The sequence below is a fragment of the Nocardioides malaquae genome (assembly GCF_015070385.1).
Taxonomy (GTDB): domain Bacteria; phylum Actinomycetota; class Actinomycetes; order Propionibacteriales; family Nocardioidaceae; genus Nocardioides; species Nocardioides malaquae.
In genome coordinates, this window is the sequence record NZ_JADCSA010000005.1 from 62,488 (window position 1) to 87,606 (window position 25,119).

The 25,119-nt window shown below is 71.2% G+C and carries 22 protein-coding genes; 20 read left to right on the forward strand and 2 right to left on the reverse strand.

Annotated features, from left to right (window positions below):
- Nucleotides 1-58: 58 nt before the first annotated feature.
- From IEQ44_RS06535 to IEQ44_RS06580, 10 genes are all read left to right on the forward strand, one after another.
- Nucleotides 59-1,216, forward strand: a complete 1,158-nt coding sequence (locus IEQ44_RS06535; protein WP_193637638.1) for an exonuclease SbcCD subunit D — start codon at nt 59-61, stop codon at nt 1,214-1,216.
- Complete coding sequence (locus IEQ44_RS06540; protein WP_193637639.1) at nt 1,213-4,101, forward strand: AAA family ATPase; 2,889 nt, start codon at nt 1,213-1,215, stop codon at nt 4,099-4,101. Before IEQ44_RS06535 ends, IEQ44_RS06540 begins: the two co-directional genes overlap by 4 nt.
- A gap of 63 nt (nt 4,102-4,164) precedes the next feature.
- On the forward strand, nt 4,165-6,144 hold the full coding sequence (gene thrS, locus IEQ44_RS06545) for a threonine--tRNA ligase (RefSeq protein ID WP_193637640.1): 1,980 nt from the start codon (nt 4,165-4,167) through the stop codon (nt 6,142-6,144).
- A 4-nt stretch (nt 6,145-6,148) separates the two neighbouring features.
- The gene (locus IEQ44_RS06550) at nt 6,149-6,688 is read left to right on the forward strand and encodes an HIT family protein (RefSeq protein WP_193637641.1); all 540 of its coding nucleotides are present in this window, start codon (nt 6,149-6,151) and stop codon (nt 6,686-6,688) included.
- Nucleotides 6,685-7,467: an inositol monophosphatase family protein gene (locus tag IEQ44_RS06555; protein ID WP_193637642.1), complete on the forward strand. Its 783-nt coding sequence runs from the start codon at nt 6,685-6,687 to the stop codon at nt 7,465-7,467. The genes IEQ44_RS06550 and IEQ44_RS06555 overlap by 4 nt, the downstream gene beginning before the upstream one ends.
- Nucleotides 7,468-7,478: 11 nt before the next feature.
- Nucleotides 7,479-8,108: a phosphatidylinositol phosphate synthase gene (gene pgsA, locus IEQ44_RS06560; protein ID WP_193637643.1), complete on the forward strand. Its 630-nt coding sequence runs from the start codon at nt 7,479-7,481 to the stop codon at nt 8,106-8,108.
- A gap of 53 nt (nt 8,109-8,161) precedes the next feature.
- Entirely contained in the window at nt 8,162-9,073 is a 912-nt protein-coding gene (pdxS, locus tag IEQ44_RS06565) for a pyridoxal 5'-phosphate synthase lyase subunit PdxS (protein WP_193637644.1), read from the forward strand.
- On the forward strand, nt 9,070-9,627 hold the full coding sequence (locus tag IEQ44_RS06570; RefSeq protein WP_193637645.1) for a DUF6891 domain-containing protein: 558 nt from the start codon (nt 9,070-9,072) through the stop codon (nt 9,625-9,627). The genes pdxS and IEQ44_RS06570 overlap by 4 nt, the downstream gene beginning before the upstream one ends.
- On the forward strand, nt 9,624-10,226 hold the full coding sequence (gene pdxT, locus IEQ44_RS06575; RefSeq protein ID WP_193637646.1) for a pyridoxal 5'-phosphate synthase glutaminase subunit PdxT: 603 nt from the start codon (nt 9,624-9,626) through the stop codon (nt 10,224-10,226). The genes IEQ44_RS06570 and pdxT overlap by 4 nt, the downstream gene beginning before the upstream one ends.
- A 38-nt stretch (nt 10,227-10,264) precedes the next feature.
- Nucleotides 10,265-11,029 carry a YebC/PmpR family DNA-binding transcriptional regulator gene (locus IEQ44_RS06580; protein WP_193637647.1) on the forward strand — a complete coding sequence of 255 codons (765 nt, stop codon included), beginning with the start codon at nt 10,265-10,267 and terminating at the stop codon, nt 11,027-11,029.
- Nucleotides 11,030-11,032: 3 nt separating this feature from the next.
- Here IEQ44_RS06580 and IEQ44_RS06585 read toward each other — a convergent pair whose 3' ends face one another.
- Nucleotides 11,033-13,138, reverse strand: a complete 2,106-nt coding sequence (locus IEQ44_RS06585; protein WP_193637648.1) for a PhoX family protein — start codon at nt 13,136-13,138, stop codon at nt 11,033-11,035.
- Nucleotides 13,139-13,351: 213 nt separating this feature from the next.
- On the opposite strand from IEQ44_RS06585, the gene ruvC reads away from it, so the two are divergent.
- The 6 genes from ruvC (at nt 13,352) to IEQ44_RS06615 (ending at nt 18,904) form a co-directional block, all read left to right on the forward strand.
- Nucleotides 13,352-13,933: a crossover junction endodeoxyribonuclease RuvC gene (gene ruvC / locus IEQ44_RS06590; protein WP_193637801.1), complete on the forward strand. Its 582-nt coding sequence runs from the start codon at nt 13,352-13,354 to the stop codon at nt 13,931-13,933.
- Nucleotides 13,930-14,523: a Holliday junction branch migration protein RuvA gene (gene ruvA, locus IEQ44_RS06595; protein WP_193637649.1), complete on the forward strand. Its 594-nt coding sequence runs from the start codon at nt 13,930-13,932 to the stop codon at nt 14,521-14,523. The genes ruvC and ruvA overlap by 4 nt, the downstream gene beginning before the upstream one ends.
- Nucleotides 14,520-15,608, forward strand: coding sequence for a Holliday junction branch migration DNA helicase RuvB (ruvB, locus tag IEQ44_RS06600; protein WP_193637650.1), 1,089 nt, complete (start codon nt 14,520-14,522; stop codon nt 15,606-15,608). The genes ruvA and ruvB overlap by 4 nt, the downstream gene beginning before the upstream one ends.
- An 80-nt stretch (nt 15,609-15,688) precedes the next feature.
- Nucleotides 15,689-15,979: a preprotein translocase subunit YajC gene (gene yajC / locus IEQ44_RS06605; RefSeq protein ID WP_193637651.1), complete on the forward strand. Its 291-nt coding sequence runs from the start codon at nt 15,689-15,691 to the stop codon at nt 15,977-15,979.
- A gap of 77 nt (nt 15,980-16,056) precedes the next feature.
- The gene (locus IEQ44_RS06610; protein WP_227487069.1) at nt 16,057-16,575 is read left to right on the forward strand and encodes an adenine phosphoribosyltransferase; all 519 of its coding nucleotides are present in this window, start codon (nt 16,057-16,059) and stop codon (nt 16,573-16,575) included.
- Between the two features lie 97 nt (nt 16,576-16,672).
- Complete coding sequence (locus tag IEQ44_RS06615) at nt 16,673-18,904, forward strand: RelA/SpoT family protein (protein WP_227487070.1); 2,232 nt, start codon at nt 16,673-16,675, stop codon at nt 18,902-18,904.
- A gap of 16 nt (nt 18,905-18,920) precedes the next feature.
- Here IEQ44_RS06615 and IEQ44_RS06620 read toward each other — a convergent pair whose 3' ends face one another.
- Nucleotides 18,921-20,159 (reverse strand): DUF349 domain-containing protein, encoded by a 1,239-nt coding sequence (locus IEQ44_RS06620; protein ID WP_193637654.1) that lies wholly within the window; start codon nt 20,157-20,159, stop codon nt 18,921-18,923.
- A gap of 108 nt (nt 20,160-20,267) precedes the next feature.
- Between IEQ44_RS06620 and IEQ44_RS06625 the strand changes: the two genes are divergently transcribed.
- The 4 genes from IEQ44_RS06625 (at nt 20,268) to IEQ44_RS06640 (ending at nt 25,103) form a co-directional block, all read left to right on the forward strand.
- Entirely contained in the window at nt 20,268-20,990 is a 723-nt protein-coding gene (locus IEQ44_RS06625) for an MBL fold metallo-hydrolase (RefSeq protein WP_193637655.1), read from the forward strand.
- 1 nt (nt 20,991) lies between these two features.
- Nucleotides 20,992-22,347 carry a histidine--tRNA ligase gene (gene hisS, locus IEQ44_RS06630; protein WP_193637656.1) on the forward strand — a complete coding sequence of 452 codons (1,356 nt, stop codon included), beginning with the start codon at nt 20,992-20,994 and terminating at the stop codon, nt 22,345-22,347.
- Entirely contained in the window at nt 22,344-24,134 is a 1,791-nt protein-coding gene (aspS, locus tag IEQ44_RS06635; protein WP_193637657.1) for an aspartate--tRNA ligase, read from the forward strand. Before hisS ends, aspS begins: the two co-directional genes overlap by 4 nt.
- A gap of 75 nt (nt 24,135-24,209) precedes the next feature.
- Entirely contained in the window at nt 24,210-25,103 is an 894-nt protein-coding gene (locus IEQ44_RS06640) for an ABC transporter permease (RefSeq protein ID WP_193637658.1), read from the forward strand.
- Nucleotides 25,104-25,119: the final 16 nt, after the last annotated feature.

Sequence of the window (25,119 nt, forward strand, 5' to 3'; positions counted from 1 at the left end):
ACGCCCGCTCGAGCACCGCCCCGGACAGACTGTCGGTGGTCGTCCCTAGCCTGAAGGCATGAGGATCCTCCACACCTCCGACTGGCACATCGGGCGCACCTTCCACCAGCACTCGACCCTCGAGGCCTTGGGCCAGGTGCTCGACGCGCTGGTCGACCTGGTGGCCCGCCACGAGGTCGACATGGTCGTGGTCGCCGGAGACGTCTTCGACTCCTCCATGCCGTCCGCAGACGCGGTCCGGGAGCTCGACCGCGTCCTCGTGGCGTTGAGCCGCACGGGCGCCACCGTGCTGGTCACCAGTGGCAACCACGACTCACCCGTACGCCTCGGCGCCCGCGCCGCGTTCACGGCGGAGGTGGGGGTCCACGTCCTCACCCGCCCCGAGGAGCTGGCCCGGCCGGTCACGGTCCACGACGCCCACGGACCCGTGCACGTCTACGGCATCCCGTTCCTCGAGCCCACGTTGGTGCGGCACCTGTGGCCGGCCGAACGGGGGCGCAGCCAGGCCGCGGTCATGCGCTGTGCCCTGGCCGAGGTGCGCTCCGACCTGGAGTCCCGCGGCGGGGGCCGCTCGGTCGTCGTGGCGCACACGTTCGTCAACGGCGCCGAGGGGGAGTCCTGTGAGTCCGAACGCGGGATCACCTCCGGTGGGGTCGATCGCGTGCCGGTGCCGGCCTTCGACGGGTTCGACTACGTCGCTCTCGGCCACATCCACGGTCGGAGCACGTTGGCCCCGGGTGTCCGCTACAGCGGTGCACCCCTGCACCTCTCCTTCTCCGAGCAGGACAAGCCACGGGGGGCCTGGCTCGTCGACCTGGGGGAGGAGGGGCTGGAGGCCGTCACCTGGCTCGACCTGCCGGTCCCGCGACCGCTGGTGACGGTGGAGGGCGAGCTGACCGACCTCCTGGAGGATCCGGACCTCGCTGTCCACGAAGGCGCATGGGTACGAGCGCGTCTGACGGACCGCACCCGCCCCCTGGACCCGATGCGGCGTCTCCAGGTCCGGTTCCCCCACTGCGCGGTGCTGGACTTCGTCGGCAGGACACCGTCCTCTCCCGAGAGGACGGACCGGCAACGTCTGGTGACGCTCTCCGACGACGAGGTGGTGGGTGAGTTCCTGCGCCACGTGCGTGAGGGTGAAGGCCCGTCCGAGGCCGAGGAGGCCCTGGTGCACGAGGCGCTGGGTGCGGTGCGGGCCGGGGTGTCGTCACGATGAGGATCCACAGTGTGGAGATGGTGGGGTTCGGTCCGTTCCTGGCTCCCCAGCGGGTCGACTTCGAGGCCTTCGCCGACCACGGGATCTTCCTGATCCAGGGGCGGACGGGGGCGGGCAAGTCGAGCGTCCTCGACGCCGTGGTCTACGCCCTCTACAACAGCGCTCCCCGTTACGGCACACGAGCGGCCGACCAGCTGCGCAGTCACCACTGCGGCCCGTCGGACCCCACCTGGGTCGAGCTGGAGTTCACGGTGGGTCGTGAGCGCTACCGCCTGCGGCGCTCACCCGAGTTCGAGCGCCCCAAGAGTCGGGGCGAGGGGCTGACCACCGAGCGCGCCGCAGCGACCCTGTGGCGCGCTGACGGCGGGGAGTGGGTCGCGCTCGAGGCCAGCCCTCGGACGGTCGCCCAGCGCCTCGACGACCTGTTGCCCTTCAACCTGGCCCAGTTCCTGCAGGTGGTGATGTTGGCCCAGGGCCAGTTCGAACGCTTCCTCGTGGCCGAGAGTGCCGAGCGCCGGAGGCTGCTCAGCAAGCTCTTCGACACGCAGCGGTTCGACGACCTCGACACCTACCTGCAGGAGCGCGTCACGCAGCGACGCGTCGAGATCGAGCGTGCCGTCTCCACGAGTGACACCCTCGTGGCCACCCTGGCGGGGCACCTCGACGTCGACGCGCCCGAAGAAGTCGGTCACGACTGGCTGGAGGAGGTGGTGGCCCGGTGCGCCTCCGACGAGGCGACCGCCGCCGGTCGGCGCGCGGAGAGTCACCAGGTGCTGGACCGGCGGCGGGCAGAGGTGGAGGCCGCGCGTGACCTGCGTCGTCGACAGGTGCGGCTGACCGAGCTGCTGGGCCGCGAGGCCGCGCTGCACGGGGAGCGGGAGCAGGTCGAGCACTGGCGTCACCGGCTCGAGCGCGCGGGGGCTGCGCGGGCGGTCAGGTCCAGTCGGCTGGACCGCCAGCGGGCGGGTCGGCGTCTCGCCGACGCCGAGGAACAGATGGGGAAGGCGTCCGCGCTCCACGCCGAGGTCTTCGGTCATGAGGCGCCGGAAGGTCTCGACCAGCAACGCGACTCGCTCGTCGCAGCCATTCCGACTCTCGAGAGAGCTGCCCGTGCGGAGGCGCAGCTCGGGCGTGCGACGGCCGAGCTGGAGCAAGGTCGCCGTGAGCTGGACGAGCACCAGCGGCGCATCGCCCTCCTCGCCGAGGAGTCCACGCTCCACCGTGCAGTGGTGGCTCGTCCCCTCGAGGCAGAGCCCGAGGAGGTGGAGCGAGCAGTGCACGAGCTGCTGGCGGAGGTGGCGCGGGCCGGTCGGCTCGCACAGGCTCGGGAAGCGCGCGAGAAGGCCGAGCGCGCGGCCCTCGCCGCGGGTGAGCGCCGCACCCGGGCCTCGGCCGGGCTCGACGACCTCCGACGCCGGAGCATGGAACAGGTCGCGGGACGCCTGGCGGCAGACCTCGTCGACGGTGAGGCGTGCCAGGTCTGCGGTGCGACGGCCCATCCCGCTCCAGCGCAGCCCGTCGGCGACCAGGTCAGCCAGTCCGATCTCGACGCGGCCCAGGAGACGCTCGACGCGGCCCAGGCCGCGTGTCTCCGGGCCGAGGCGGACCTCGCGGCCGCCCGGGAGCAGGAGAGGGTGCACGCCGGACCCCTCACCCTCGAACGCGCTCGCACCCTCCTGACCGAGGCCACCGAACGCCAGAGTCGCGTGCGCGAGGCGGTCGCGGCCCGTGCGCGCGCCGAGGAGGAGCTGGCCAGGGCCGAGCGTGAGCGCCAGGAGGCCGAGGTGGCGGTTGCCGCGTTGACGGCCACCCAGGAGTCGCGCAGCGAGGGTGTGGAGGAGCTTCGCCACGAGGTGGAGCTGGCGCGGGGAGGCGCAGAGAGCGTGGCCGAGCGCCTCGAGGGGGTGCGTGGGCAGCTGGACGTCGTCAACGAGGTGCTGGCCTCCATCCGGGTCCTGGACCAGGCCGTTGCGGACCACGTCGCCGCGACCGCACGCCTGGATGCAGACCTCGCGAGTCACGGTTTCGCCTCTGCGCAGGAGGCGGAGGAGGCGGACCTCCCGGCAGACGTGGTGACCGACGCGCAGGAACGCGTCCGGGCACACGACGCAGAGTCATCGGTGGTCCGAGCCGCGCTGGCCGAGCCGCAGATGCAGGGGCTGCCGACGGACCTCGTCGACCTCTCAGGTCCCGAGGAGGCGCTGCGCGTCGCCTCCGAGGAGTACGACCTCGCGGCGGCAGCCGCCGGAGTCGCGCGCCAACGTCACCAGACCGCGCGCGAGATGGCTGCCCGGATCGTGGCCGCATGGTCGGAGCAGGCGGAGGACCGGCGCGAGTTCGACGTCCTGCGGCGTCTGGCGGCCACGGTGCACGGGGAGTCGCCCAACACGCGGCGGCTCCGGTTGGAGAGCTACGTCCTCGCCGTCGAGCTGGACCAGATCGTGCGCGCGGCGAACCGCAGGCTCGGCCTGATGTCGGAGGGTCGCTACGAGCTGGTGCTCGACGACCGGGTCGCGACGCGCGGCAACAACGCCGGCCTGGGCGTCCGGGTCCTCGACCAGCACACGCAGGAGGGTCGCGCACCGGAATCCCTCTCCGGGGGAGAGAAGTTCCTGGCCTCCCTCGCCCTGGCCCTCGGGTTGGCGGAGGTCGTCACGGAGCGCGCCGGTGGCGTCACGCTCGACACGCTCTTCATCGACGAGGGGTTCGGCTCCCTGGACGTCGAGACGCTCGACCTCGCGATGCATGCGCTCGACCAGCTGCGCGAGCACGGGCGTACGGTCGGCGTGATCAGCCACGTGGAGGCGATGAAGGAGCGCGTGCCGGCCCAGCTCGTCGTCGAGTGCACCGCCGGGGGCTGGAGCACGGTGCGCACCGTCGTCTGACTCCCACCCGCAGCGGCCGATAGCATCACCCCCGACCGTCCCACCCCAGCCCCAGGAGCGTTCGTGCCCGACATCAAGGTCCTCCGCGTCCACGCCGGCGAGCAGGAGGAGCGACCCGTCGCCACGGGCACGAAGGCGTGGGAGCTCTTCACCGACGTCCCGGACGTGATCGCGGCCCGCGTCGGCGGTGAGCTGAAGGACCTGTCCTACGTGCTGGAAGCAGGTGACGAGGTCGAGGGGGTCGAGATCGCCTCGCCCGACGGCCGCGACATCCTGCGCCACTCGACCGCGCACGTGCTGGCCCAGGCCGTGCAGCAGCTCTTCCCCGAGGCCAAGCTGGGCATCGGCCCCCCGGTCAAGGACGGCTTCTACTACGATTTCGACGTCGAGACGCCCTTCACGCCGGACGACCTCGCGAAGATCGAGACCGCGATGCGCAAGATCGTCAAGGAGAACCAGCGTTTCGAGCGCCGGGTCACCAACGACGACGACGCGCGCGTCGAGCTTGCCGACGAGCCCTACAAGATCGAGCTGATCGGTCTCAAGGGCAACTCCGCCGAGGCGGCCGAGGGTGCCTCCGCCGAGGTCGGTGCCGGTGAGCTCACCATCTACGACAACATCAACCGCAAGGGCGAGGTCGCCTGGAAGGACCTCTGCCGCGGCCCCCACCTGCCCACCACCAAGCGCATCCCTGCGTTCAAGATCATGCGCTCCGCGGCCGCCTACTGGCGCGGCGACGAGAAGAACAAGATGCTCCAGCGCATCTACGGCACGGCCTGGGAGTCCAAGGAGGCCATGGAGGAGTACCTCCACCGCCTCGAGGAGGCGGAGCGTCGCGACCACCGCAAGCTCGGCCGTGAGCTCGACCTCTTCTCGTTCCCCGACGAGCTCGGCTCGGGTCTTCCCGTCTTCCACCCGCGCGGTGGGGTGCTCAAGCGCGTCATGGAGGACTACGTCCGCCAGCGGCACATCGAGGAGGGGTTCGAGTACGTTGGCACGCCGCACATCTCCAAGGACGGCCTGTTCCACACCTCCGGCCACCTGCCGCACTACGCCGAGACGATGTTCCCGCCGATGGAGTTCGAGGGATCGAACTACCAGCTCAAGGCGATGAACTGCCCGATGCACAACCTCATCTACCGCAGTCGCGGCCGCTCCTACCGTGAGCTGCCCTTGCGGCTCTTCGAGTTCGGGTCGGTCTACCGCTACGAGAAGTCGGGCGTCATCCACGGCCTGACCCGGGTCCGTGGCTTCGCGCAGGACGACTCGCACTCCTACTGCACGCCCGAACAGGCCCCCGACGAGGTCAAGCACCTGCTCGAGTTCATGTTGTCGGTGCTGCGCGACTTCGGTCTCGACGACTTCTACCTCGAGCTCTCCACGCGCGATCCCGAGTCCGACAAGTTCATCGGCTCCGACGAGCAGTGGGCCGCCGCCACCCAGGTCCTGGAGGACGTGGCCGCCGAGACCGGTCTCGAGCTCGTCCCCGACCCCGGCGGCGCAGCGTTCTACGGACCCAAGATCTCCGTCCAGGCCAAGGACGCGATCGGGCGCACCTGGCAGATGGGCACCGTCCAGTACGACTTCAACCAGCCCGCCCGGTTCGAGCTCGCCTACCAGGCGGCAGACGGCTCGCGGCGGGAGCCGGTGATGATCCACTCGGCCAAGTTCGGCTCGATCGAGCGCTTCATCGGCGTGCTCGTCGAGCACTACGCCGGCGCGTTCCCGCCCTGGCTGGCGCCGGTGCAGGTCGTCGGCATCCCGATCGCCGAGCGCCACGACGACTACCTCAAGGGCATCGTCGCCGACCTCAGGGCGGCAGGGCTGCGCGCCGAGGTCGACCTCTCCGACGACCGGATGCAGAAGAAGATCCGCAACGCGCAGCTGCAGAAGGTGCCCTTCATGGTGATCGCCGGGGACGCCGACGTCGAGGCGGGCGCGGTCTCCTTCCGCTACCGCGACGGCCGGCAGGACAACGGGGTGCCCGTGGCGGAGGCCGTGGAACGCATCCGGGCCGCCGTCGACAGTCGCGAGCAGGTCTGAGCCCATGGAGCACGAGGGCGTGGAGCAGGGCGGTCTGGGGGAGTCCGACGGACTGCAACGGCTCTGGACGCCGTACCGGATGGCCTACATCCGCCGCGACGTCGGTGCGCCGCCCGACCGCGCGCAGGAGTGTCCCTTCTGCGCGATCCCGAGTGGGGACGACGCCGAGGGACTCGTGCTCGCGCGCGGGTCCGAGTGCTACGCCGTGCTCAACCTCCACCCCTACAACCCGGGCCACCTCATGGTCATCCCGTACCGCCACGTCGCGGAGCTCGAGGACCTCACCGAGGGCGAGGCCCACGAGCTGATGAGCATGACCCAGGCGGCCGTGCGCACCATCAAGAAGGTGAGCCAGCCCCGGGGGGTCAACGTGGGGCTCAACCTGGGCTCCGCCGCGGGCGGGTCGCTCTCCTCCCACCTGCACCAGCACGTGGTGCCCCGCTGGGTCGGGGACGCCAACTTCATCACCGTCACCGGCAACACCAAGGTCATCCCGCAGCTGCTGGGGCAGACGCGGGACCTTCTCGCCGAGGCCTGGGGATGAGGTCGCCGGGCGGCCACCTCTCCGACGCCGAGGTCGGGAGGGAGCTGGTCGCCGTCGGCGTCTCGACCGCCTACTCGGCGTGGTTGTCGGCGGGGCGGCAGGGGGTCCGCACGAAGTCGGACCTGACCGACGTGGTGAGCGTCGCCGACGAGGCGGCGGAGGCCGCCATGGTCTCCCTCCTGCGCCGGCACCGCCCCCGCGACTCGGTGCTGGGGGAGGAGGGCACGGCTCGTGAGGGGACGTCGGGTCGCACCTGGGTCCTGGACCCCCTGGACGGTTCGTGGAACTTCACCCGCGGCTCGGAGCGCTGGTGTTCCGCAGCGGCGCTCGTGGTGGACGACGAACCCGTGCTCGGCGTCGTCGCGAGTGGCACTGCGCACCGCACCTGGGTCGGCGGCGTGGACGTGCCGGTCACCGAGGACGAGCAGCCGCTGCCGCCGCTGGCCGACCGGCCCCTGGGCGAGTCGCAGCTGTTGACCTACCTGCACCCCCCGCACCACGCCACCGAGGTGGGACAGGCATGGCGACGCCTGGCCCATGCCGTGGCGACGCTGAGGATGACCGGTTCGGGGAGCCTGGACGCCACCGACGTGGCGGCCGGCCGGGCGGAGCTGAGCGTCCAGCACAGCGTGCCCCTCTGGGACGCGGCGCCCGGTGAAGCCCTGGTCCGGGCTGCCGGGGGCATCTCGCGCCGCGTACAGGCGGCCGGGGTGGAGTGGTTCCTGCTCGGGACCCCGCGCGCGGTGACCGAGGCCGAGCGCCTGCTCGTCGACCGGTAGCGTGACGTCTCGTGCTCGACAGGTTCAAGGACTTCTGGCAGGGCGTCGTGCTGGCGCCGATCGTCCGACTCCTCCTCTGGATGCGGGTGAGTCCTGACCTCGTCACCCTGGTGGGGACCCTGGGTCTGGTCGTCGCCGCACTCTGGTTCTTCCCTCGAGGAGACCTGCTCGTCGGCGTGCTGGTGATCACGGCGTTCGTCTTCTCCGACCTCGTCGACGGCGCGATGGCGCGGACATCGGGGCGCAGCTCGGTCTTCGGTGCCTTCTGGGACTCGACCCTCGACCGCTTCGGCGACGCCGCCATCTTCGTCGGCCTCGCCCTCTACTTCGCCGGCCCGGGAGATCACTGGATCAACCTGTGCCTGTCCCTCTACTGCCTCGTGACCGGATCGGTGACCTCCTACGCCCGGGCCCGGGCCGAGTCGCTGGGCATGGACGCCAAGGGGGGCATCGCCGAGCGCGCAGACCGTCTCGTGCTCATCCTCGTCGCCACCGGTCTGTCGGAGCTGCTGGACCTGCCCGTGCTGGTGCCGATCGCCCTGTGGGTGCTGGCCGTGGCCAGCTCGGTGACCGTCGCCTACCGCATCGTGAAGGTCTACCGGCAGGCGCGCGCCCTCGACGGTGTGGGCGTCATCACCTGACCGGATCGCGGGCAGGGTGTGGTCGGTGCACACCCCCACTTACCATTTGGGGCATGACTGACACCCCCGTCTCCGAGACCACTCCCGCCACCGGCACGACGCGCGTCAAGCGCGGCATGGCCGAGATGCTCAAGGGCGGAGTGATCATGGACGTGGTCACCCCCGACCAGGCCAAGATCGCCGAGGACGCCGGAGCCGTGGCGGTCATGGCGCTGGAGCGGGTGCCGGCCGACATCCGGGCCCAGGGCGGCGTCTCGCGCATGAGCGACCCCGACATGATCGACGGCATCATCGAGGCCGTCTCGATCCCCGTCATGGCCAAGGCCCGCATCGGCCACTTCGCGGAGGCGCAGGTCCTGCAGAGCCTGGGCGTCGACTACATCGACGAGTCCGAGGTGCTCACCCCGGCTGACTACGCCAACCACATCGACAAGTGGGAGTTCACGGTCCCCTTCGTCTGCGGGGCGACGAACCTGGGCGAGGCGCTGCGACGGATCACCGAGGGCGCGGCCATGATCCGGTCGAAGGGCGAGGCGGGCACCGGTGACGTGTCCAACGCCGTGACCCACATGCGTACGATCCGGGCCGAGGTCCGTCGCCTCGGCGCCCTCGCCGACGACGAGCTCTACGTGGCGGCCAAGGAGCTGCAGGCGCCCTACGACCTCGTGGTCGAGGTGGCGCGCACCGGCAAGCTGCCCGTCGTGCTCTTCACCGCCGGAGGCATCGCCACCCCGGCTGACGCCGCGATGATGATGCAGCTCGGTGCGGAAGGTGTCTTCGTCGGATCCGGCATCTTCAAGTCCGGCAACCCGGCGCAGCGCGCCGAGGCGATCGTCAAGGCCACCACGTTCCACGACGACCCCGACGTCGTCGCCAAGGTCTCCCGGGGGCTGGGGGAGGCCATGGTCGGCATCAACGTCGACGAGATCCCGCAGCCGCACCGGCTCTCCGAGCGCGGTTGGTGAGCGCCCCCGTCGGGCGCGACGAGGCGGAGCTGCGCGACCTGGCCCGGCTGCACGTGCGCGCCGGGCTCAGGTCGGGTGACGACCTGCGCGCCACGATGGTCGAGGCCGTCGAGGTGCAGATGCCCGGCACGGACGCCGACGTGCTGGCGCGCGCATGGGTGGCGGCTGCCCAGCGCGACCTCGCCGCCGAGGCCGCGACCTGGTCCGCGCCGACGGACCACGACCGGCTGGTGGCGGCGCTGGACGAGTGCCGGGACCACGGGGTCGTCGTCCTCGTGGGCGTCGACGACCCGGCCCGGGTCCGCGCTGCCGTGGAGGCGGCCCCCGCGACGCCCAGGGGGGCTCTCTGGTTCGGTGAGCAGGCCGTGTGGCGATCCGTCGACGACGCCGTCCTCACCCTGGGGCTGCACCACCCGGACGGATCGCTCGCCGGCCCGCAGTCACCGTTCACCGTCGCCGTGCTCGCCTGCCTCGCCCGTCACGGGATCACTGCCCGGTGGCACGAAGGTCGCCTCGAGGCACGCGTCCGCTGGCAGAGACGGCCCGGGCGGTGAGCCCGCGACCCAAGGTCGGCGTCCTCGCCCTGCAGGGCGACGTGCGCGAACACCTGGCTGCCCTGACCGCTGCGGGCGCCGACGCCGTGGGCGTGCGACGCCCCAGGGAGCTGGCTGCGGTCGACGCGCTGGTGGTGCCCGGCGGGGAGTCGACCACCATCTCCAAGCTGGCGGTGCACTTCGACCTGATGGAGCCCCTGCGCGACGTCGTGGTGCGCGGCCTCCCCGTGCTGGGGACCTGTGCCGGCATGGTGCTGCTCGCGGACCGGATCGTCGACGGCACGGCCGACCAACGGACCATCGGGGGGCTGGACGTCACGGTGCGGCGCAACGGATTCGGCCGGCAGGTGGACTCGTTCGAGCAGGACCTCGACATGGTCGGGGTCGAGGGTCGGGTGCACGCCGTCTTCATCCGTGCGCCGTACGTCGTCGACGTCGGGCCCGGCGTCGAGGTGCTGGCCGCGCTGGAGGACGGTCGGGACCCCGGTAGGATCGTCGCCGTCCGCCAAGGCTCCCTGATGGCCACCTCCTTCCACCCGGAGGTCGGTGGGGACTCCAGGGTGCACGGGTCGTTCCTCGACCTGGTGCGATCGGCCTGAGTGCGGGCGCGAGACGACCGACACGAGAGGGACCACCCATGGCAGGCCACTCCAAGTGGGCGACCACGAAGCACAAGAAGGCGGCGATCGACGCCAAGCGCGGCAAGCTCTTCGCCAAGCTGATCAAGAACATCGAGATCGCGGCCAAGACGGGCGGTCCTGACCCCTCCGGCAACCCGACGCTCTTCGACGCCATCCAGAAGGCGAAGAAGCAGTCGGTGCCCAGCAAGAACATCGACGCAGCGGTGAAGCGCGGTGGCGGCCTCGACGGGGGTGGCGTCAACTACGAGTCGATCATGTACGAGGTCTACGGCGCAGGTGGAGTGGGCCTGCTGGTCGAGTGCCTGACCGACAACAAGAACCGGGCAGCCATGGAGACCCGCACCGCCGTGAGCCGCAACGGCGGCACCATGGCCGACCCCGGCTCGGTCTCGCGCCTCTACGAGCGCAAGGGCGTCGTCGTGGTCGCCAAGGCCCAGGAGGGCAAGGACGTCACCGAGGACGACGTGCTCGAGGCGACGCTCGACGCCGGTGCCGACGAGGTCAAGGACCACGGCGAGAACTTCACCGTCATCTCCGACCCCAGTGACGTCGTCGCCGTGCGCACGGCGCTCCAGGACGCCGGCCTCGACTACGAGTCGGCCGAGGTCGAGTTCGTGGCCACGATGGACATCCCCGTCGACGCCGACGCCGCCGCCAAGGTCTTCCGGCTGATCGACGCGCTGGAGGACCTCGACGACGTGCAGAACGTCTTCGCCAACGTGGACGTCCCCGAGGACGTGCTGGCCGAGCTCGACGCCTGAGCCTCAGGCTCGACGTACGACGACGACGCCGGGGCGTGGCCACGCGTGGGTGTGGGGCCACGTGCTGGCCGGCGCCTCGAAGGAGGCACCGTCCACCTCGCCGGGATGCTGCACGGCGATGAGCACGGCCTGCTGGTCCGCGGTGACGAACGGCCCGCAGGTCTCCGCTCCCAGGGGCACGGTGAGGAACTGGTGGACCTGCCCCCGGCGGGGGCCGTCGACCGGCACGCGGAAGAGACCGTCGTTGGACCCCAGTGCGTTGCCGTCGGTGGAGACCCAGAGGTTGCCGACCGCGTCGAAGGCGACGTTGTCGGGGCAGCTGATGGGGCTGACCAGCTGCTTCGGGAAGCCGGCGAACCACGTCTCCTGGGCGTGCGGGTCGCCGCAGACGAGCATCAGGTCCCACGTGAAGTCGGACGCCGTGTGGTCGCCGCGCCGAGGCATCATCTCCAGCACGTAGCCGTTGCGGTTGCCCGACGCCGGTGTGAGGGGCGCGTCGAGTGAGCTGCGCACCATCGAGCGGGTCACCGGGTTGGCCTCGTCGGCGGGCAGCGCCGTGCCGCGCTGGGAGTTGTTGGTGAGGGCGACGTAGACCCGCCCGTTGACCGGGTTGACCTCGACGTCCTCGGGGCGGTCCATCCGGGTGGGGGAGACCCTGTCGGCCGCCAGCCGGGTGTCGATGAGCACGTCCGCCAGCGACATGCCCGGGACGTACGAGCGCCTCCAGTCGGCCAGCCTGATCCACTCGCCGGTCCCGTCGTGGCGCCCGTCCTCAGTGCCGTCGCCGGTCAGGCGGGCCACCGACAGGGTGCCGGCGCTCAGCAGGGTGAGGTTGTGCCGACGGGCACGGGTGGAACGACGGGGGTCGAAGCGGTCGCGCGAGACGAACCGGTAGAGGTAGTCGCCGCGCTCGTCGTCGCCCATGTAGGCCACCACGTGCCCGCTGCGGGCCACCGTGACGTTGGCGCCCTCGTGCTTGAAGCGTCCGAGCATCGAGTGCTTCCTCGGTGTCGATCGCGGATCGAGTGGGTCCACCTCCACGACCCAGCCGAACCGGTAGGGCTCGTTCGGCTCCTGCGCGAGGTCGAACCGCTCGTCGACCTGGCTCCACCCGCGCCCCTGGCCCGAGATGCCGTACCGCGCGAAGGACTCGCGACGACCAGCCGGCACCTCGCCGTCGAAGTACTGGTTGAAGTTCTCCTCGCCGCTCAGCACGGTGCCCCACGGGGTCGTGCCCCCGGCGCAGTTGTTGAAGGTGCCGAGCACTCTTCGCCCGGTGGGGTCGGCGGTGGTGCGGAGCCGCGGGTCACCTGCCGCGGGGCCGGTGACCTCGAAGGTGGTGCGGTCGTGCAGCCGTCGGTTGTAGCGCGCGGCGCGGGGGGAGACCACGCTCCACTGACCCGGCCTGCGCCCCTGCTGCACCTCCACGACCGACATGCCGTGGTTGGCGATGGCGACCTCCAGGACCTCCTCGGGAGTATGGGTGCCCGCGGGGAACATGAGGGGTTCGTCGGTGTACTCGTGGTTGACGACCAGCAGGGCCCTGTCCCGACGGGCCGGGTGGGGCACCAGGCCCACGTAGTCGTTGTTGTAGCCGAACTGGGTGCGGGCGGCGCGCGCGGTCTGTCGACGGACGTCGAAACGGACGGCGTCACGAGTGACCGGGTCGCCCCAGGCGATGAGGAGGTCGGCCGTGAAGCCGGGAGGCACGGTGACCTGGTCAGCGCGGTTGGGTGCCACGGGGTCGAACGTCCACGTGCCGGCGCCGGAGGCGGCACGACCCCGCCCGCGACCAGCACCTCGGCCGCGCTCCGGGTGGGCAGCCGCTGCTCCCGGCGACAGCGTCATCACGCCCACGGCACCGGCCGCCAGCCCGGTGCCGAGCACCGTACGACGGCCCACCACGCAGGCCGCGACGTCCTGGAAGGCCTCGGCGCCCGAGGTGTTCGGCACCGGTGCGTCGCACGCGTTGCCGCACCGGAAGGCACAGGTCATGGCGCTGCGCGATCCGTGCGGGCCCTGCTGGCGCGGCACCAGGGTGAGCACCGTGCGGGAGGTGGAGTCGGGGGCAACGGGCACGTCGGGGGTGGCGGGGCACTGCGGGGTCATGCGGTCCTCCGAGACGGTGGGGGTCGCACTCCACGACCCGGTGCCACGACCCTCGTGGCGGTGGCCGACGTGGGCGTGACCCGGGCGTGAACTGTCGTCGAACTGTCGTCGGACGCGTGTCGTCCCCGGTCATGGTGGAGGCACGGGCTAGCGTGGTGGTGCGAACAGGTGTTCGGACGTTCGCGCCACGGGATCGACACGGAAGGAGCGCCAGTGCGCGTGCTCGGCATCGACCCCGGCCTCACCCGGTGCGGCGTCGGAGTGGTGGAGGGGGCCCTCGGAAGGCCGCTGACCATGGTCGACGTCGGCGTGATCCGTACGAGCTCCCACCTGCCGGTCGCCGAACGGCTCGTCACCGTGGAGAAGGGCATCGACGCCTGGCTCGACGAGCACCGGCCGGACGCCGTGGCCGTGGAACGGATCTTCGCCCGCTCCGACTCCAGCACCATCATCGGCACCGCCCAGGCGAGCGGCATCGCGCTGGTCGCGGCGGCTCGCCGCGGACTTCCCGTCGTGCTCCACACCCCCAGCGAGGTGAAGGCGGCGGTCTCCGGCAGCGGTCGTGCCGACAAGGCCCAGGTGACCGCGATGGTGACGCGCATCCTGCAGCTCGACGCCCCACCGAAACCTGCCGACGCCGCCGACGCCCTCGCCCTCGCCATCACGCACCTGTGGCGTGGCGCGGCGGCCGAACGACTCGACCGGGCCGCGCTGCGCGCAGCCACCGCGCCCGCCCTGCCGGCGCGCACCACCCACCTCGTCACCACCAGCAGGATCCCCAGGAGTCGCCCGTGATCGCGTACGTCCGTGGCACCGTCGCCGCCGTCTCCCTCACCTCCGCCGTGGTCGAGGTGGGGGGAGTGGGGCTGCAGGTGCTCTGCTCGCCGGCCACCCTGGCCTCGCTGCGTCACGGCCAGGAGACGCAGTTGGCCACCAGCTTCGTGGTGCGGGAGGAGTCGATGACCCTCTTCGGCTTCCTGGACGACGACGAGAAGGCCTGCTTCGAGCTGGTGCAGACCGCCTCCGGCGTGGGACCCAAGCTGGCCCAGGCCGTGATGGCAGTGATGACCCCGGACGCCCTGCGACGCGCCATCGCCGACGACGACGTGAAGGCGTTGACCCGGGTGCCGGGCATCGGCCAGAAGGGCGCGCAACGCATCATCCTCGAGCTCAAGGACCGGATCGGTGTGCCGGCGACGGTCGGTGCCGACCGGTCCGTCGCGACCGACGACCGTCGGGACCAGGTGACCCAGGGACTCGTCGGCCTGGGCTGGTCGACGAAGGACGCCGAGAAGGCGCTCGACACGGTCACCGCAGAGTTGCCCGCCTCCGCCGACGTCGGTGCGCTGCTGCGCGCCGCCCTGCGCCACCTGGGCAAGGCATGAGCGCGGGGGAGGAGTGGGAGGACCCCGCGCTCCGTCAGGCTGAGGAGACCTACCTGCGCTCGCTCGTCGACGCCGAGGCGGAGGGTGACGAGCGTGCCGTCGAGGCCGCCCTGCGACCGAAGTCGCTCGACGAGGTCGTGGGCCAGCAGCGGGTGCGTGACCAGCTGGGACTCGTGCTCGAGGCGGCCAGACGACGGGGTCGGGCCCCCGACCACGTGCTGCTCTCCGGGCCCCCCGGACTCGGCAAGACGACGCTGGCCATGATCATCGCGGCCGAGATGCAGACTCCGCTCCGGGTCACCAGTGGTCCGGCGATCACCCACGCCGGTGACCTGGCGGCCATCCTCAGCGGCGTCAACGAGGGTGACGTGCTCTTCGTCGACGAGATCCACCGGATGTCGCGGCCGGCCGAGGAGATGCTCTACATGGCGATGGAGGACTTCCGCGTCGACGTCGTCATCGGCAAGGGCGCGGGCGCCACCGCCATCCCCCTGGACATTCCGCCCTTCACGCTGGTGGGTGCGACCACGCGCGCGGGTCTGCTGCCGGGTCCGCTGCGTGACCGGTTCGGCTTCACTGCCCACCTGGAGTACTACGAGCCCTCCGAGCTCGACCTGATCGTGCGGCGCTCCGCCGGGCTGCTCGGCGTCGACCTGACCAGCGAGGGAGCGGCAGAGATCGCGTCGCGCTCTCGCGGCACCCCGCGCATCGCCAACCGTCTGTTGCGCCGCGTGCGCGACTTCGCCCAGGTACGCGCCGACGGAGTGCTGGACCGCAAGGTCGCCCGCGCCGCGCTGGAGCTCTACGAGGTGGACGAGCTGGGCCTCGACCGGTTGGACCTCGCGGTGCTCGACGTGCTGTGTCGCCGCTTCGGTGGCGGTCCGGTGGGGGTCTCCACCCTCGCGGTGGCCGTGGGCGAGGAGCGCGAGACCGTCGAGGAGGTCGCCGAGCCGTTTCTGGTGCGCAATGGTCTGCTGGCGCGCACCCCGCGGGGACGGGTGGCGATGCCGGCGGCGTGGCAGCACCTGGGCCTGACGCCGCCGTCCGGTTCGTTGGGTGCCCAGCAGGCGCTGTTCGAGGACTGAGCCGCGGCACCGTCGTGCCCCCGGACGCAGGACCGTAGACTCGACGGGTTGCCGTCCCCCACTGGTTCGAGGTCTTTCGCGTGGAGTTCCTGCCCCTGCTCGCCGTCGTCGTCGTCTTCTGGCTCCTGATCGTGCGCCCCGCGTCGCGTCGCCAGAAGCAGCTGCAGCAGCTGCAGGCCGGGTTGGCGACGGGAGACCGCATCGTCCTGGCCTCCGGTCTCTACGGCACGGTCGACGGACTCGACGTCGAGAAGGTGCGCGTCGAGATCGCGCCGGGGGTCGTGGTCGACGTCGCCCGCGGTGCCGTCGCTGCGGTGGAGTCCGGTCCCGCGGACGCGACCGGTGACGTGCCGACCCACGAGGAGGGCTGATGTCCTCGCACCCCGCCCCCGAGGCGCCCAGTCTCGCGCCCCACGCGTCCCGGCACCGGGCCGCCGCGCTCGAGGCGATGTCACGCCTGGTCGTCGACGTGCCCGACTACCCCCAGCCCGGCGTCGTCTTCAAGGACATCACCCCGCTGCTCGCCGACCACGACGGCTTCCACGCCGCCATCCTCGCGCTCGCAGAGTCGGGCCGCGACGAGTCCGGCACCGTGGTGGTCGACAAGGTGCTCGGCATGGAGGCCCGGGGCTTCATCCTCGCTGCACCTGTCGCCCTCGACCTCGAGGCCGGGTTCGTGCCCGTGCGCAAGGCGGGCAAGCTGCCGCGTGCCTGTCTGTCGGAGTCGTACGCCCTCGAGTACGGCACGGCCACCCTCGAGATGCACGTCGACGCGGTGCAGCCGGGCGACCGGGTCCTGCTGGTCGACGACGTGCTGGCCACCGGAGGGACCATCGCGGCCACGCGTCGACTGGTCGCCGACGCCGGGGGCGTGGTCGTGGGGGCCGCGGTCCTGATGGAGCTGGGCTTCCTCCAGGGGCGTCGGGTGCTCGACGACGTGCCCTGCACCGCGCTCATGGAGATCTGAGCCCGACTAGACTGGACCAATGGTCGACGACAACCGCACCGCCGTGGATCGGGCCCGGCCCGCCGACTCCGGCGCCTCCGGGTCCTCCGCCCGGTCGATGCGCGCCCGGTTGGCCCGGATCGGGACGCGCAGCCAGTCGGCCAACCCGGTGCTCGAACCGCTCTTCAGGGCCGTTCGCACCAACCATCCCAAGGCTGACCTCGCGCTGCTCGAGCGGGCGTACCGCACCGCGGAGCGGCTGCACGCGCCGCAGAGGCGCAAGAGCGGCGACCCCTACATCACCCACCCGCTCGCCGTGACCACGATCCTCGCCGAGATCGGGATGACCGAACCGGTGCTGGTGGCCGCCCTGCTGCACGACACCGTGGAGGACACCCCCTACACGTTGGAGGAGCTGACCGCCGACTTCGGTGAGGAGGTCGCCCTCCTCGTCGACGGCGTGACCAAGCTCGACAAGGTCAAGTACGGAGCGGCCGCCCAGTCGGAGACGATCCGCAAGATGATCGTCGCGATGTCCAAGGACATCCGCGTGCTGGTCATCAAGCTCGCCGACCGCCTGCACAACATGCGCACCCTGCGCTACGTGCCGCAGGCCAGTCAGGAGCGCACCGCGCGCGAGACGCTGGACATCTACGCGCCCCTGGCCCACCGCCTCGGCATGAACACCCTCAAGTGGGAGCTCGAGGACCTGGCCTTCGCCACGCTGCACCCCAAGATCTACGACGAGATCGTCCGCCTGGTGGCCGAGCGGGCGCCGTCGCGGGACCAGTTCCTGGCCCAGGTCATCGCCCAGGTGGAGCAGGACCTGAAGGACGCGAAGATCCGGGCCAAGGTCACCGGACGCCCGAAGCACTACTACTCGATCTACCAGAAGATGATCGTCGGCGGTCGCGACTTCTCCGAGATCTACGACCTCGTCGGGATCCGCGTGCTCGTCGACGACGACCGTGACTGCTACGCGGTCATGGGTGTCCTGCACGCCCGGTGGAACCCGGTGCTGGGGCGTTTCAAGGACTACGTCGCCATGCCGAAGTTCAACATGTACCAGTCGCTGCACACGACGGTCATCGGCCCCACCGGCAAGCCCGTGGAGATCCAGATCCGCACCTTCGCGATGCACCGCCGCGCGGAGTACGGCGTCGCGGCCCACTGGAAGTACAAGGAGGACTCGCGGGCCGGTGCCGACACCGACCGGCCGGCCGAGAAGGACGACATGGCCTGGCTGCGCCAGCTCATGGACTGGCAGAGCGACGTCGAGGACCCGGGGGAGTTCCTGGACTCCCTGCGGTTCGAGATCAACCGGGCGGAGGTGTACGTCTTCACCCCGCGCGGCGACGTGATCGCACTGCCGACGGGCGCCACCCCCGTCGACTTCGCCTACGCGGTGCACACCGACGTCGGGCACCACACGATCGGCGCCCGGGTCAACGGGCGGTTGGTGCCGCTGGAGTCGGCGCTCGACAACGGCGACGTGGTGGAGGTCTTCACCTCGAAGGCGGCCACCGCCGGGCCCTCGCGTGACTGGCTCAACTTCGTCAAGTCGCAGCGGGCGCGTTCCAAGATCCGCCAGTGGTTCACCAAGGAGCGCCGCGAGGAGGCCATCGAGCGCGGCAAGGACGAGATCGCCCGGCTGATGCGCAAGGAGGGCCTGCCCCTCAAGCGTCTGCTCTCGCACGAGGCCCTCATGCAGGTGGCCGAGCACTTCAAGCTCGCTGACGTGACGGCGCTCTACGCCGCGGTCGGCGAGCACAACATCTCGGCCCAGACCGTGGTGCAGCGCGTCATGGCGTTGCACGGCGGCTCCGAGGGCGCCGCGGAGGACATGGCCGAGGCGGTCACCATCACGGGGCGCCGCAACCGGGGCACCCAGGCGACTCCGACCCACAGTGGGGTGGTCGTGCAGGGCAGCAGCGACGTCTGGGTCAAGCTGGCCAAGTGCTGCACGCCGGTGCCTCCCGACGAGATCCTCGGGTTCGTGACCAAGGGGGGCGGGGTCTCGGTCCACCGTCGCGACTGCACCAACGCTGCGAGCCTGGAGGCACAGGCCGAACGCCTCGTCCAGGTGCAGTGGGAGCCGAACGGTCAGAACACGTTCCTGGTCAATATCCAGGTGGAGGCGCTCGACCGCGCCCGCCTGCTCTCCGACATCACCATGGCGCTGGCCGACACCCAGGTCAACATCCTCAGCGCCACCCTCCAGACCACCCGCGACCGGGTGGCGAAGAGTCGCTTCACCTTCGAGATGGCCGACGCGACCCACCTCGACAACGTGCTCCGATCGGTGCGGGGCGTCCCGGGCGTCTTCGACGCCTACCGCGTGACCCAGTGACGCCCCCGCGCCGCGATCAGCCGGAGAACTCCTCGGCTGCCTTGCGGGCCATGTCGAGGAACGCCTGACGCGAGGCGAGGTTCTCCTCGAGGTCGCGCACCTTCTTCTCGTCGCCGGCAGCACGCGCCCGGTCCAGCTGAGCCTGCAGGTCGTCGATCGCGGCCTGGAGCTTTCCGACCATGTCGTCGGCCCGAGCGGACTTCTCCGGGTCGGTGCGGCGCCAGTTCTCGTCCTCCACGCCGCGGATGGCCTGCTCGACCTTCCGCATCCGACCCTCGAGGTCGCGAATGCGGTCGCGCGGCACCTTGCCCGCCTCGTCCCAGCGGTCCGCGATGTCGCGGAAGGCGGCCTTGGCGGCGTCCAGGTCGGTGACGGGCAGCAGTGCCTCGGCCTCGGCGAGGAGCGCCTCCTTGACGGTGGCGTTCTCGGCGAACTCCGCGTCCATGGCGGCGTTGGCGGCGTCGCGGTTGCCGAAGAAGGTGTCCTGCGCGCCACGGAAGCGCTTCCACAGCTTGTCCTCGAACTCGCGCGGCGCCGGCCCGGCGGCCTTCCAGTCCCTCATCAGGTCACGGAAGCGGCCCGAGGTGGGCCCCCAGTCGGTGTTGTCGGCCAGTGCCTCCGCCTCCGCAACGAGCCGCTCCTTGACGGCGCGCGCCGCGTCCCGCTTCTCGTGCTGCTCGGCGAAGTGCGCCTTGCGGTGCCGAGTGTAGGTGGTGCGTGCCGTGGAGAAGCGACGCCACAGCGCGTCGTCGGCCGCCTTGTCCAGACGCGGGAGCCCCTTCCAGGCCTCCAGCAGGTCGCGCAGGCGGTTGGCGCCGTCGCGCCAGTTCGTGCCCCGGGCCAGCTCCTCGGCCTCGGCGACGATCTTCTCCTTGGCGACCTTGGACTCGGCCTGCTTCGCCGCCCGCTCGGCCTTGCGGGCCTCGCGCTGGGTGGCGATCACGGGGCGCAGGGCGTCGAGGCGGGCCACCAGCCCGTCGAGGTCGCCCACGGCGTTGGCCTCGAGCACCTGGGCGCGGACGGTCTTGACGGCCGTCGTCGCCTCGTCGGGGGAGATCTTCGCGGCGTTGACCCGTTGGACGAGCAGCTGCACCTCGAACTCCAGGGCTGCGAACCGCTCGGTGAAGAACGCCAGAGCCTCCTCGTGCGTCCCCTCGGGGAAGGAGCCGACGGCCCGCTCACCCGTGCTGGTCCTGACGAATACGGTGCCGTCCTCGGCCACGCGGCCCCACTCGGACTGCTTCTCAGCGCTCATGGTCGCCCATGCTAGTCAATGCCGCGAGGTGGCTCGGTAGGCTGACTCCCTGCCAATGCGTCGCGAACCCCCGAAGTTCGCTGCTCCGTCGAACCGAAGGTCCCTCACGTGTTCATCGCCGGCTTCCCCGCAGGTCCCTGGGGAACCAACTGTTATGTCGTCTCCACCGGCCCCGGCAACGAGTGTGTCGTGGTCGATCCCGGCAAGGACGCCGCCAGCGGCGTCGCCGAGGTCGTGCGCGAGCACCGGCTCAAGCCGGTCGCCGTCCTGGTGACCCACGGGCACGTCGACCACATGTGGTGCGTCGCCCCGGTTGCGGGCACCTACGACGCCACGGCATGGATCCACCCGCGGGACCGGCACCTCCTCACCGACCCGATGGCCGGCATGTCACGGGAGACCAGCCAGATGTTGCTCGGCACCGGTCAGCAGTGGGCCGAGCCCGACGACGTGCGCGAGCTCTCCGACTCCCAGCGTCTCGAGCTGGCCGGGATCGAGTTCACCGTCGACCACACTCCCGGGCACACCGAGGGCTCGGTCACCTTCCGCACCCCCTACGGCGCGATGACCGGCACCACCGACGTCTCCGAGGTCATGTTCTCGGGCGACCTGCTCTTCGCCGGCTCGATCGGGCGCACGGACCTGCCCGGCGGTGACACCCCGACGATCATGCGCAGCCTGCGCGACAAGGTCCTGCCGCTGGCCGACGACGTGGTGGTGCTGCCGGGCCACGGCGAGCAGACCTCCATCGGGCGGGAGCGGGCGACCAACCCCTACCTGCTGGACCTGCTCGACGGCGGTACGCCCGAGCCCGCCGCACGGGGCCTGTGACATGAGTCGTCCCGGCCCGCTCAGCGGGTTCCCCGAGTTCCTGCCCGCCCAGCGCAGCGTCGAGGTCGAGGTCATCCAGACCCTGACCCGCACGTTCGAGCTCCACGGCTTCGCCGGCATCGAGACGCGCGCAGTCGAGCCGATGGACCAGCTGCTGCGCAAGGGCGACACCTCCAAGGAGGTCTACGTCCTGAAGCGGCTGCAGGACACCGAGGCCGGCGCCGACGCCGGCATGGGGCTGCACTTCGACCTCACGGTGCCCTTCGCCCGCTACGTCCTGGAGAACGCCGGCAAGCTCGAGTTCCCCTTCCGTCGCTACCAGGTCCAGAAGGTCTGGCGGGGGGAGCGGCCCCAAGAGGGGCGGTTCCGGGAGTTCACCCAGGCCGACATCGACATCGTGGGCCGTGACGACCTGCCGTTCCACCACGACGTCGAGGTCACCCGCGTGATGCTCGAGGCGTTGGCGCAGCTGACCTTCCTGCCCGGCTTCCGGCTGCAGGTCAACAACCGCAAGCTGCTCCAGGGGTTCTACGCCGGTCTCGGCCTTGCCGACGTCGACGAGGCGATGCGTCTGGTCGACAAGCTCGACAAGCTTCCTGCCGAGAAGGTCCGCGAGCTGCTCGTGGCCGAGGCCGGCCTCTCCGAGCAGCAGGCCGACAAGGTCCTCGGGCTCGCCGAGATCTGCACCGACGACGACTCCTTCGTCGAGCGGGTCCGGGCCCTGGGCGTGGAGCACCCGCTGCTCGACGAGGGCCTCGACGAGCTCGCACGCCTGGTCCGTGAGTGCCAAGACCTGGTCACCACCAGCGTTCGCATCGTGGCCGACCTCAAGATCGCGCGTGGCCTCGACTACTACACCGGCACCGTCTTCGAGACTCGCCTGGACGGCTACGAGTCGCTCGGCTCGATCTGCTCCGGCGGTCGCTACGACGCGCTCGCCTCGGACGGCCGGAACACCTACCCGGGCGTCGGCATCTCGCTGGGCGTCAGCCGGGTCCTGGTGCCGTTGCTGTCCAAGGGCGTGCTGGTCGCCGACCGACAGGTGCCGAGCTCCGTGCTGGTCGTCCTCGTCGACGAGGAGTCACGTCCCGCTTCGACGGCCGTCGCGACGGCGCTGCGGGCCAACGGCGTACCGTGTGAGGTCGCTGCCAGCGCCGCGAAGTTCGGCAAGCAGATCCGCTACGCCGAGCGACGTGGCATCCCCTACGTCTGGTTCACCCGCGACGACGGGACGCACCAGGTCAAGGACATCCGAACCGGCGAGCAGGTGGAGGCCGACCCCACCACCTGGATGCCGCCCGCTGCCGACCTGCGCCCGCAGGTCGTCACGCACACCCCCGAGAAGGAGCACCAGTGATCCGCACCCATGACGCCGGCACCCTGCGCGTCGAGCACGTCGGCCAGACCGTCACCCTCGCGGGGTGGGTCGCTCGCCGGCGCGATCACGGGGGAGTGGCCTTCCTGGACCTGCGTGAGGCCTCGGGCGTGGTGCAGGTGGTGGTGCGCGACGAGGACGTGGCGCACAGCCTGCGCAACGAGTTCTGCCTGAAGGTCGTCGGCGACGTCGTTGCCCGCAGCCCGGAGAACGTCAACGCCAACCTGGCCACCGGCGAGGTGGAGGTGGTGGCGACCTCCATCGAGGTGCTCAACACGGCGGCGCCGTTGCCGTTCCCGATCGATGACGCTGCCGCCTCCAAGGGTGGCGAGGTCGGTGAGGAGACCCGCCTCAAGTACCGCTACCTCGACCTGCGCCGCTCCGAGCCGCAGCGCCTCCTGCGCCTGCGCAGCAAGGTCAACAAGGCGATGCGCGACGTGCTCGACCGCCACGACTTCGTCGAGGTCGAGACGCCGACCCTCACCCGTTCGACCCCCGAGGGTGCGCGTGACTTCCTGGTGCCGGCCCGGCTCCACCCGGGCAGCTGGTACGCCCTGCCGCAGAGCCCGCAGCTCTTCAAGCAGCTCTTGATGGTGGGTGGCATGGAGCGCTACTACCAGATCGCGCGCTGCTACCGCGACGAGGACTTCCGTGCCGACCGCCAGCCCGAGTTCACGCAGCTCGACATCGAGATGTCGTTCGTCGACCAGGACGACGTGATCGCCCTGATGGAGGAGCTGATCGTCGAGGTCTGGGCCCAGGGCGGCCACCAGGTCCAGACGCCGATCCCGCGGATCACCTACGCCGACGCGATGGCGCGCTTCGGCTCCGACAAGCCCGACCTGCGCATGGGTCAGGAGCTCGTCGACTGCACCGACTACTTCGCCGACACCAGCTTCCGCGTCTTCCAGGCCCCCTACGTCGGTGCCGTGGTCATGCCGGGTGGTGCCGACCAGCCGCGTCGTCAGTTCGACGCCTGGCAGGAGTGGGCCAAGCAGCGCGGTGCGCGCGGCCTCGCCTACGTGACCATCTCGGCCGCGGGTGAGCTCGGCGGCCCGGTCGCGAAGAACCTCTCCGACGCCGAGAAGGAGGGCCTGGCCGCCCACGCCGGGGCCAACCCCGGCGACTGCATCTTCTTCGCCGCCGGTGCACCGAAGGCGAGCCGTGCGCTGCTGGGAGCCGCTCGGCTCGAGATCGGTCGCCGTTGCGACCTCATCGACGAGTCGGTCTTCGCCTTCACGTGGGTCGTCGACGCCCCGCTCTTCGAGCCGGCCGACGACGCGGTGGCCAGCGGTGACGTGGCCGTGGGGGCCGGTGCCTGGACCGCCGTCCACCACGCCTTCACCTCGCCGAAGCCGGAGTTCCTCGAGACCCTCGAGCAGGACCCGGGGGCCGCGCTGGCCTACGCCTACGACATCGTCTGCAACGGCTCCGAGCTCGGTGGCGGGTCGATCCGAATCCACCGCGAGGACGTCCAGAAGCGGGTCTTCGACATCATGGGCATCACGCCCGAGGAGGCCGACGAGAAGTTTGGCTTCCTGCTCGAGGCCTTCAAGTTCGGCGCTCCGCCGCACGGGGGCATCGCGCTCGGCCTCGACCGCGTGGTCGCCATCCTCGGTGGCGCCGACTCGATCCGCGACGTCATCGCGTTCCCGAAGTCGGGTGGCGGCTTCGACCCGTTGACCGCGGCCCCGGCGCCGATCACCGCTCAGCAGCGCGAGGAGGCCGGCGTCGATGCCTCTCCGGAGGACGACGTCGACGACGCCTGAGCCGGCCCCCGCACGCCCCGTCCGACGCCCCCGGTCATCGACCGCGGGGCGTCGGGCTGCTCTAGGCTCACGCAGGTGGACCGCGTCACGACTGCAGCCTCGGGGCTCCTGCTCCTGGTGGCCGCGTGTGCGCTGGCGACACCACTCCTGCTGACCTGGGGGTGGCTCGACCCCTACACGCCGGCGCAGCACCTGCTCGACGAGGACGGGATGCCGCGCGTCGGTGTCTCGTGGACGCACTGGCTCGGTGTCGAACCCGGTCTGGGTCGCGACGTCCTCTCCCGACTGTGGCTCGGCACCGCGCTCTCCTTGGCGGTCGCCGCAGCCGCCACGGCCCTGGCGGTCGCGCTGGGCGTGCTCGTCGGCCTCACTGCCGGCATGCAGGGCGGCTGGGTCGACGCCGTGCTGGCTCGTCTGCTCGAGCTCACGCTGGCCTTCCCCCAGGTCCTGCTGCTCGTGGCACTCGACGTCGTCGCCGTGACCGTCCTGGTGGAGGTCGTCGGACTTCCGGAGGGGACGCCGTCGCGGGGGATCTACGTGGTGCTGGTGCTCGGGCTCTTCGGGTGGACCGGCATCGCCGGGGTCGTACGCAGCCAGGTGCTCGCCCTGCGTGAGCAGGAGTTCGTCGTGGCGGCCCGGGCCTACGGAGCGTCGACCGCCCGTGTCTGGTGGCGCGAGGTGCTGCCCAACCTGCGTTCGACCGTGCTGGTGCAGGCCACGCTGCTCCTGCCCGCCTGCGTCGCCGCCGAGGCCGCGGTGGGCTACCTCGGGGTGGGCATCCAGGCGCCCACGCCCACGCTCGGCAACCTGCTCCAGGACGCGCTGCGCCACGCCGAGTCCGCGCCCCTCTACTTCTTCGCTCCCGCCGTGGTGCTCACCGTCGTGGTGCTCGCCCTCAACCTGGCCGGTGACGGGTTGCGCGATGCCGGTGACCCGCTGCTGCGCCCGGGGGCGGGGACGGCGCGGTAACGTCCGTCTCCGACCG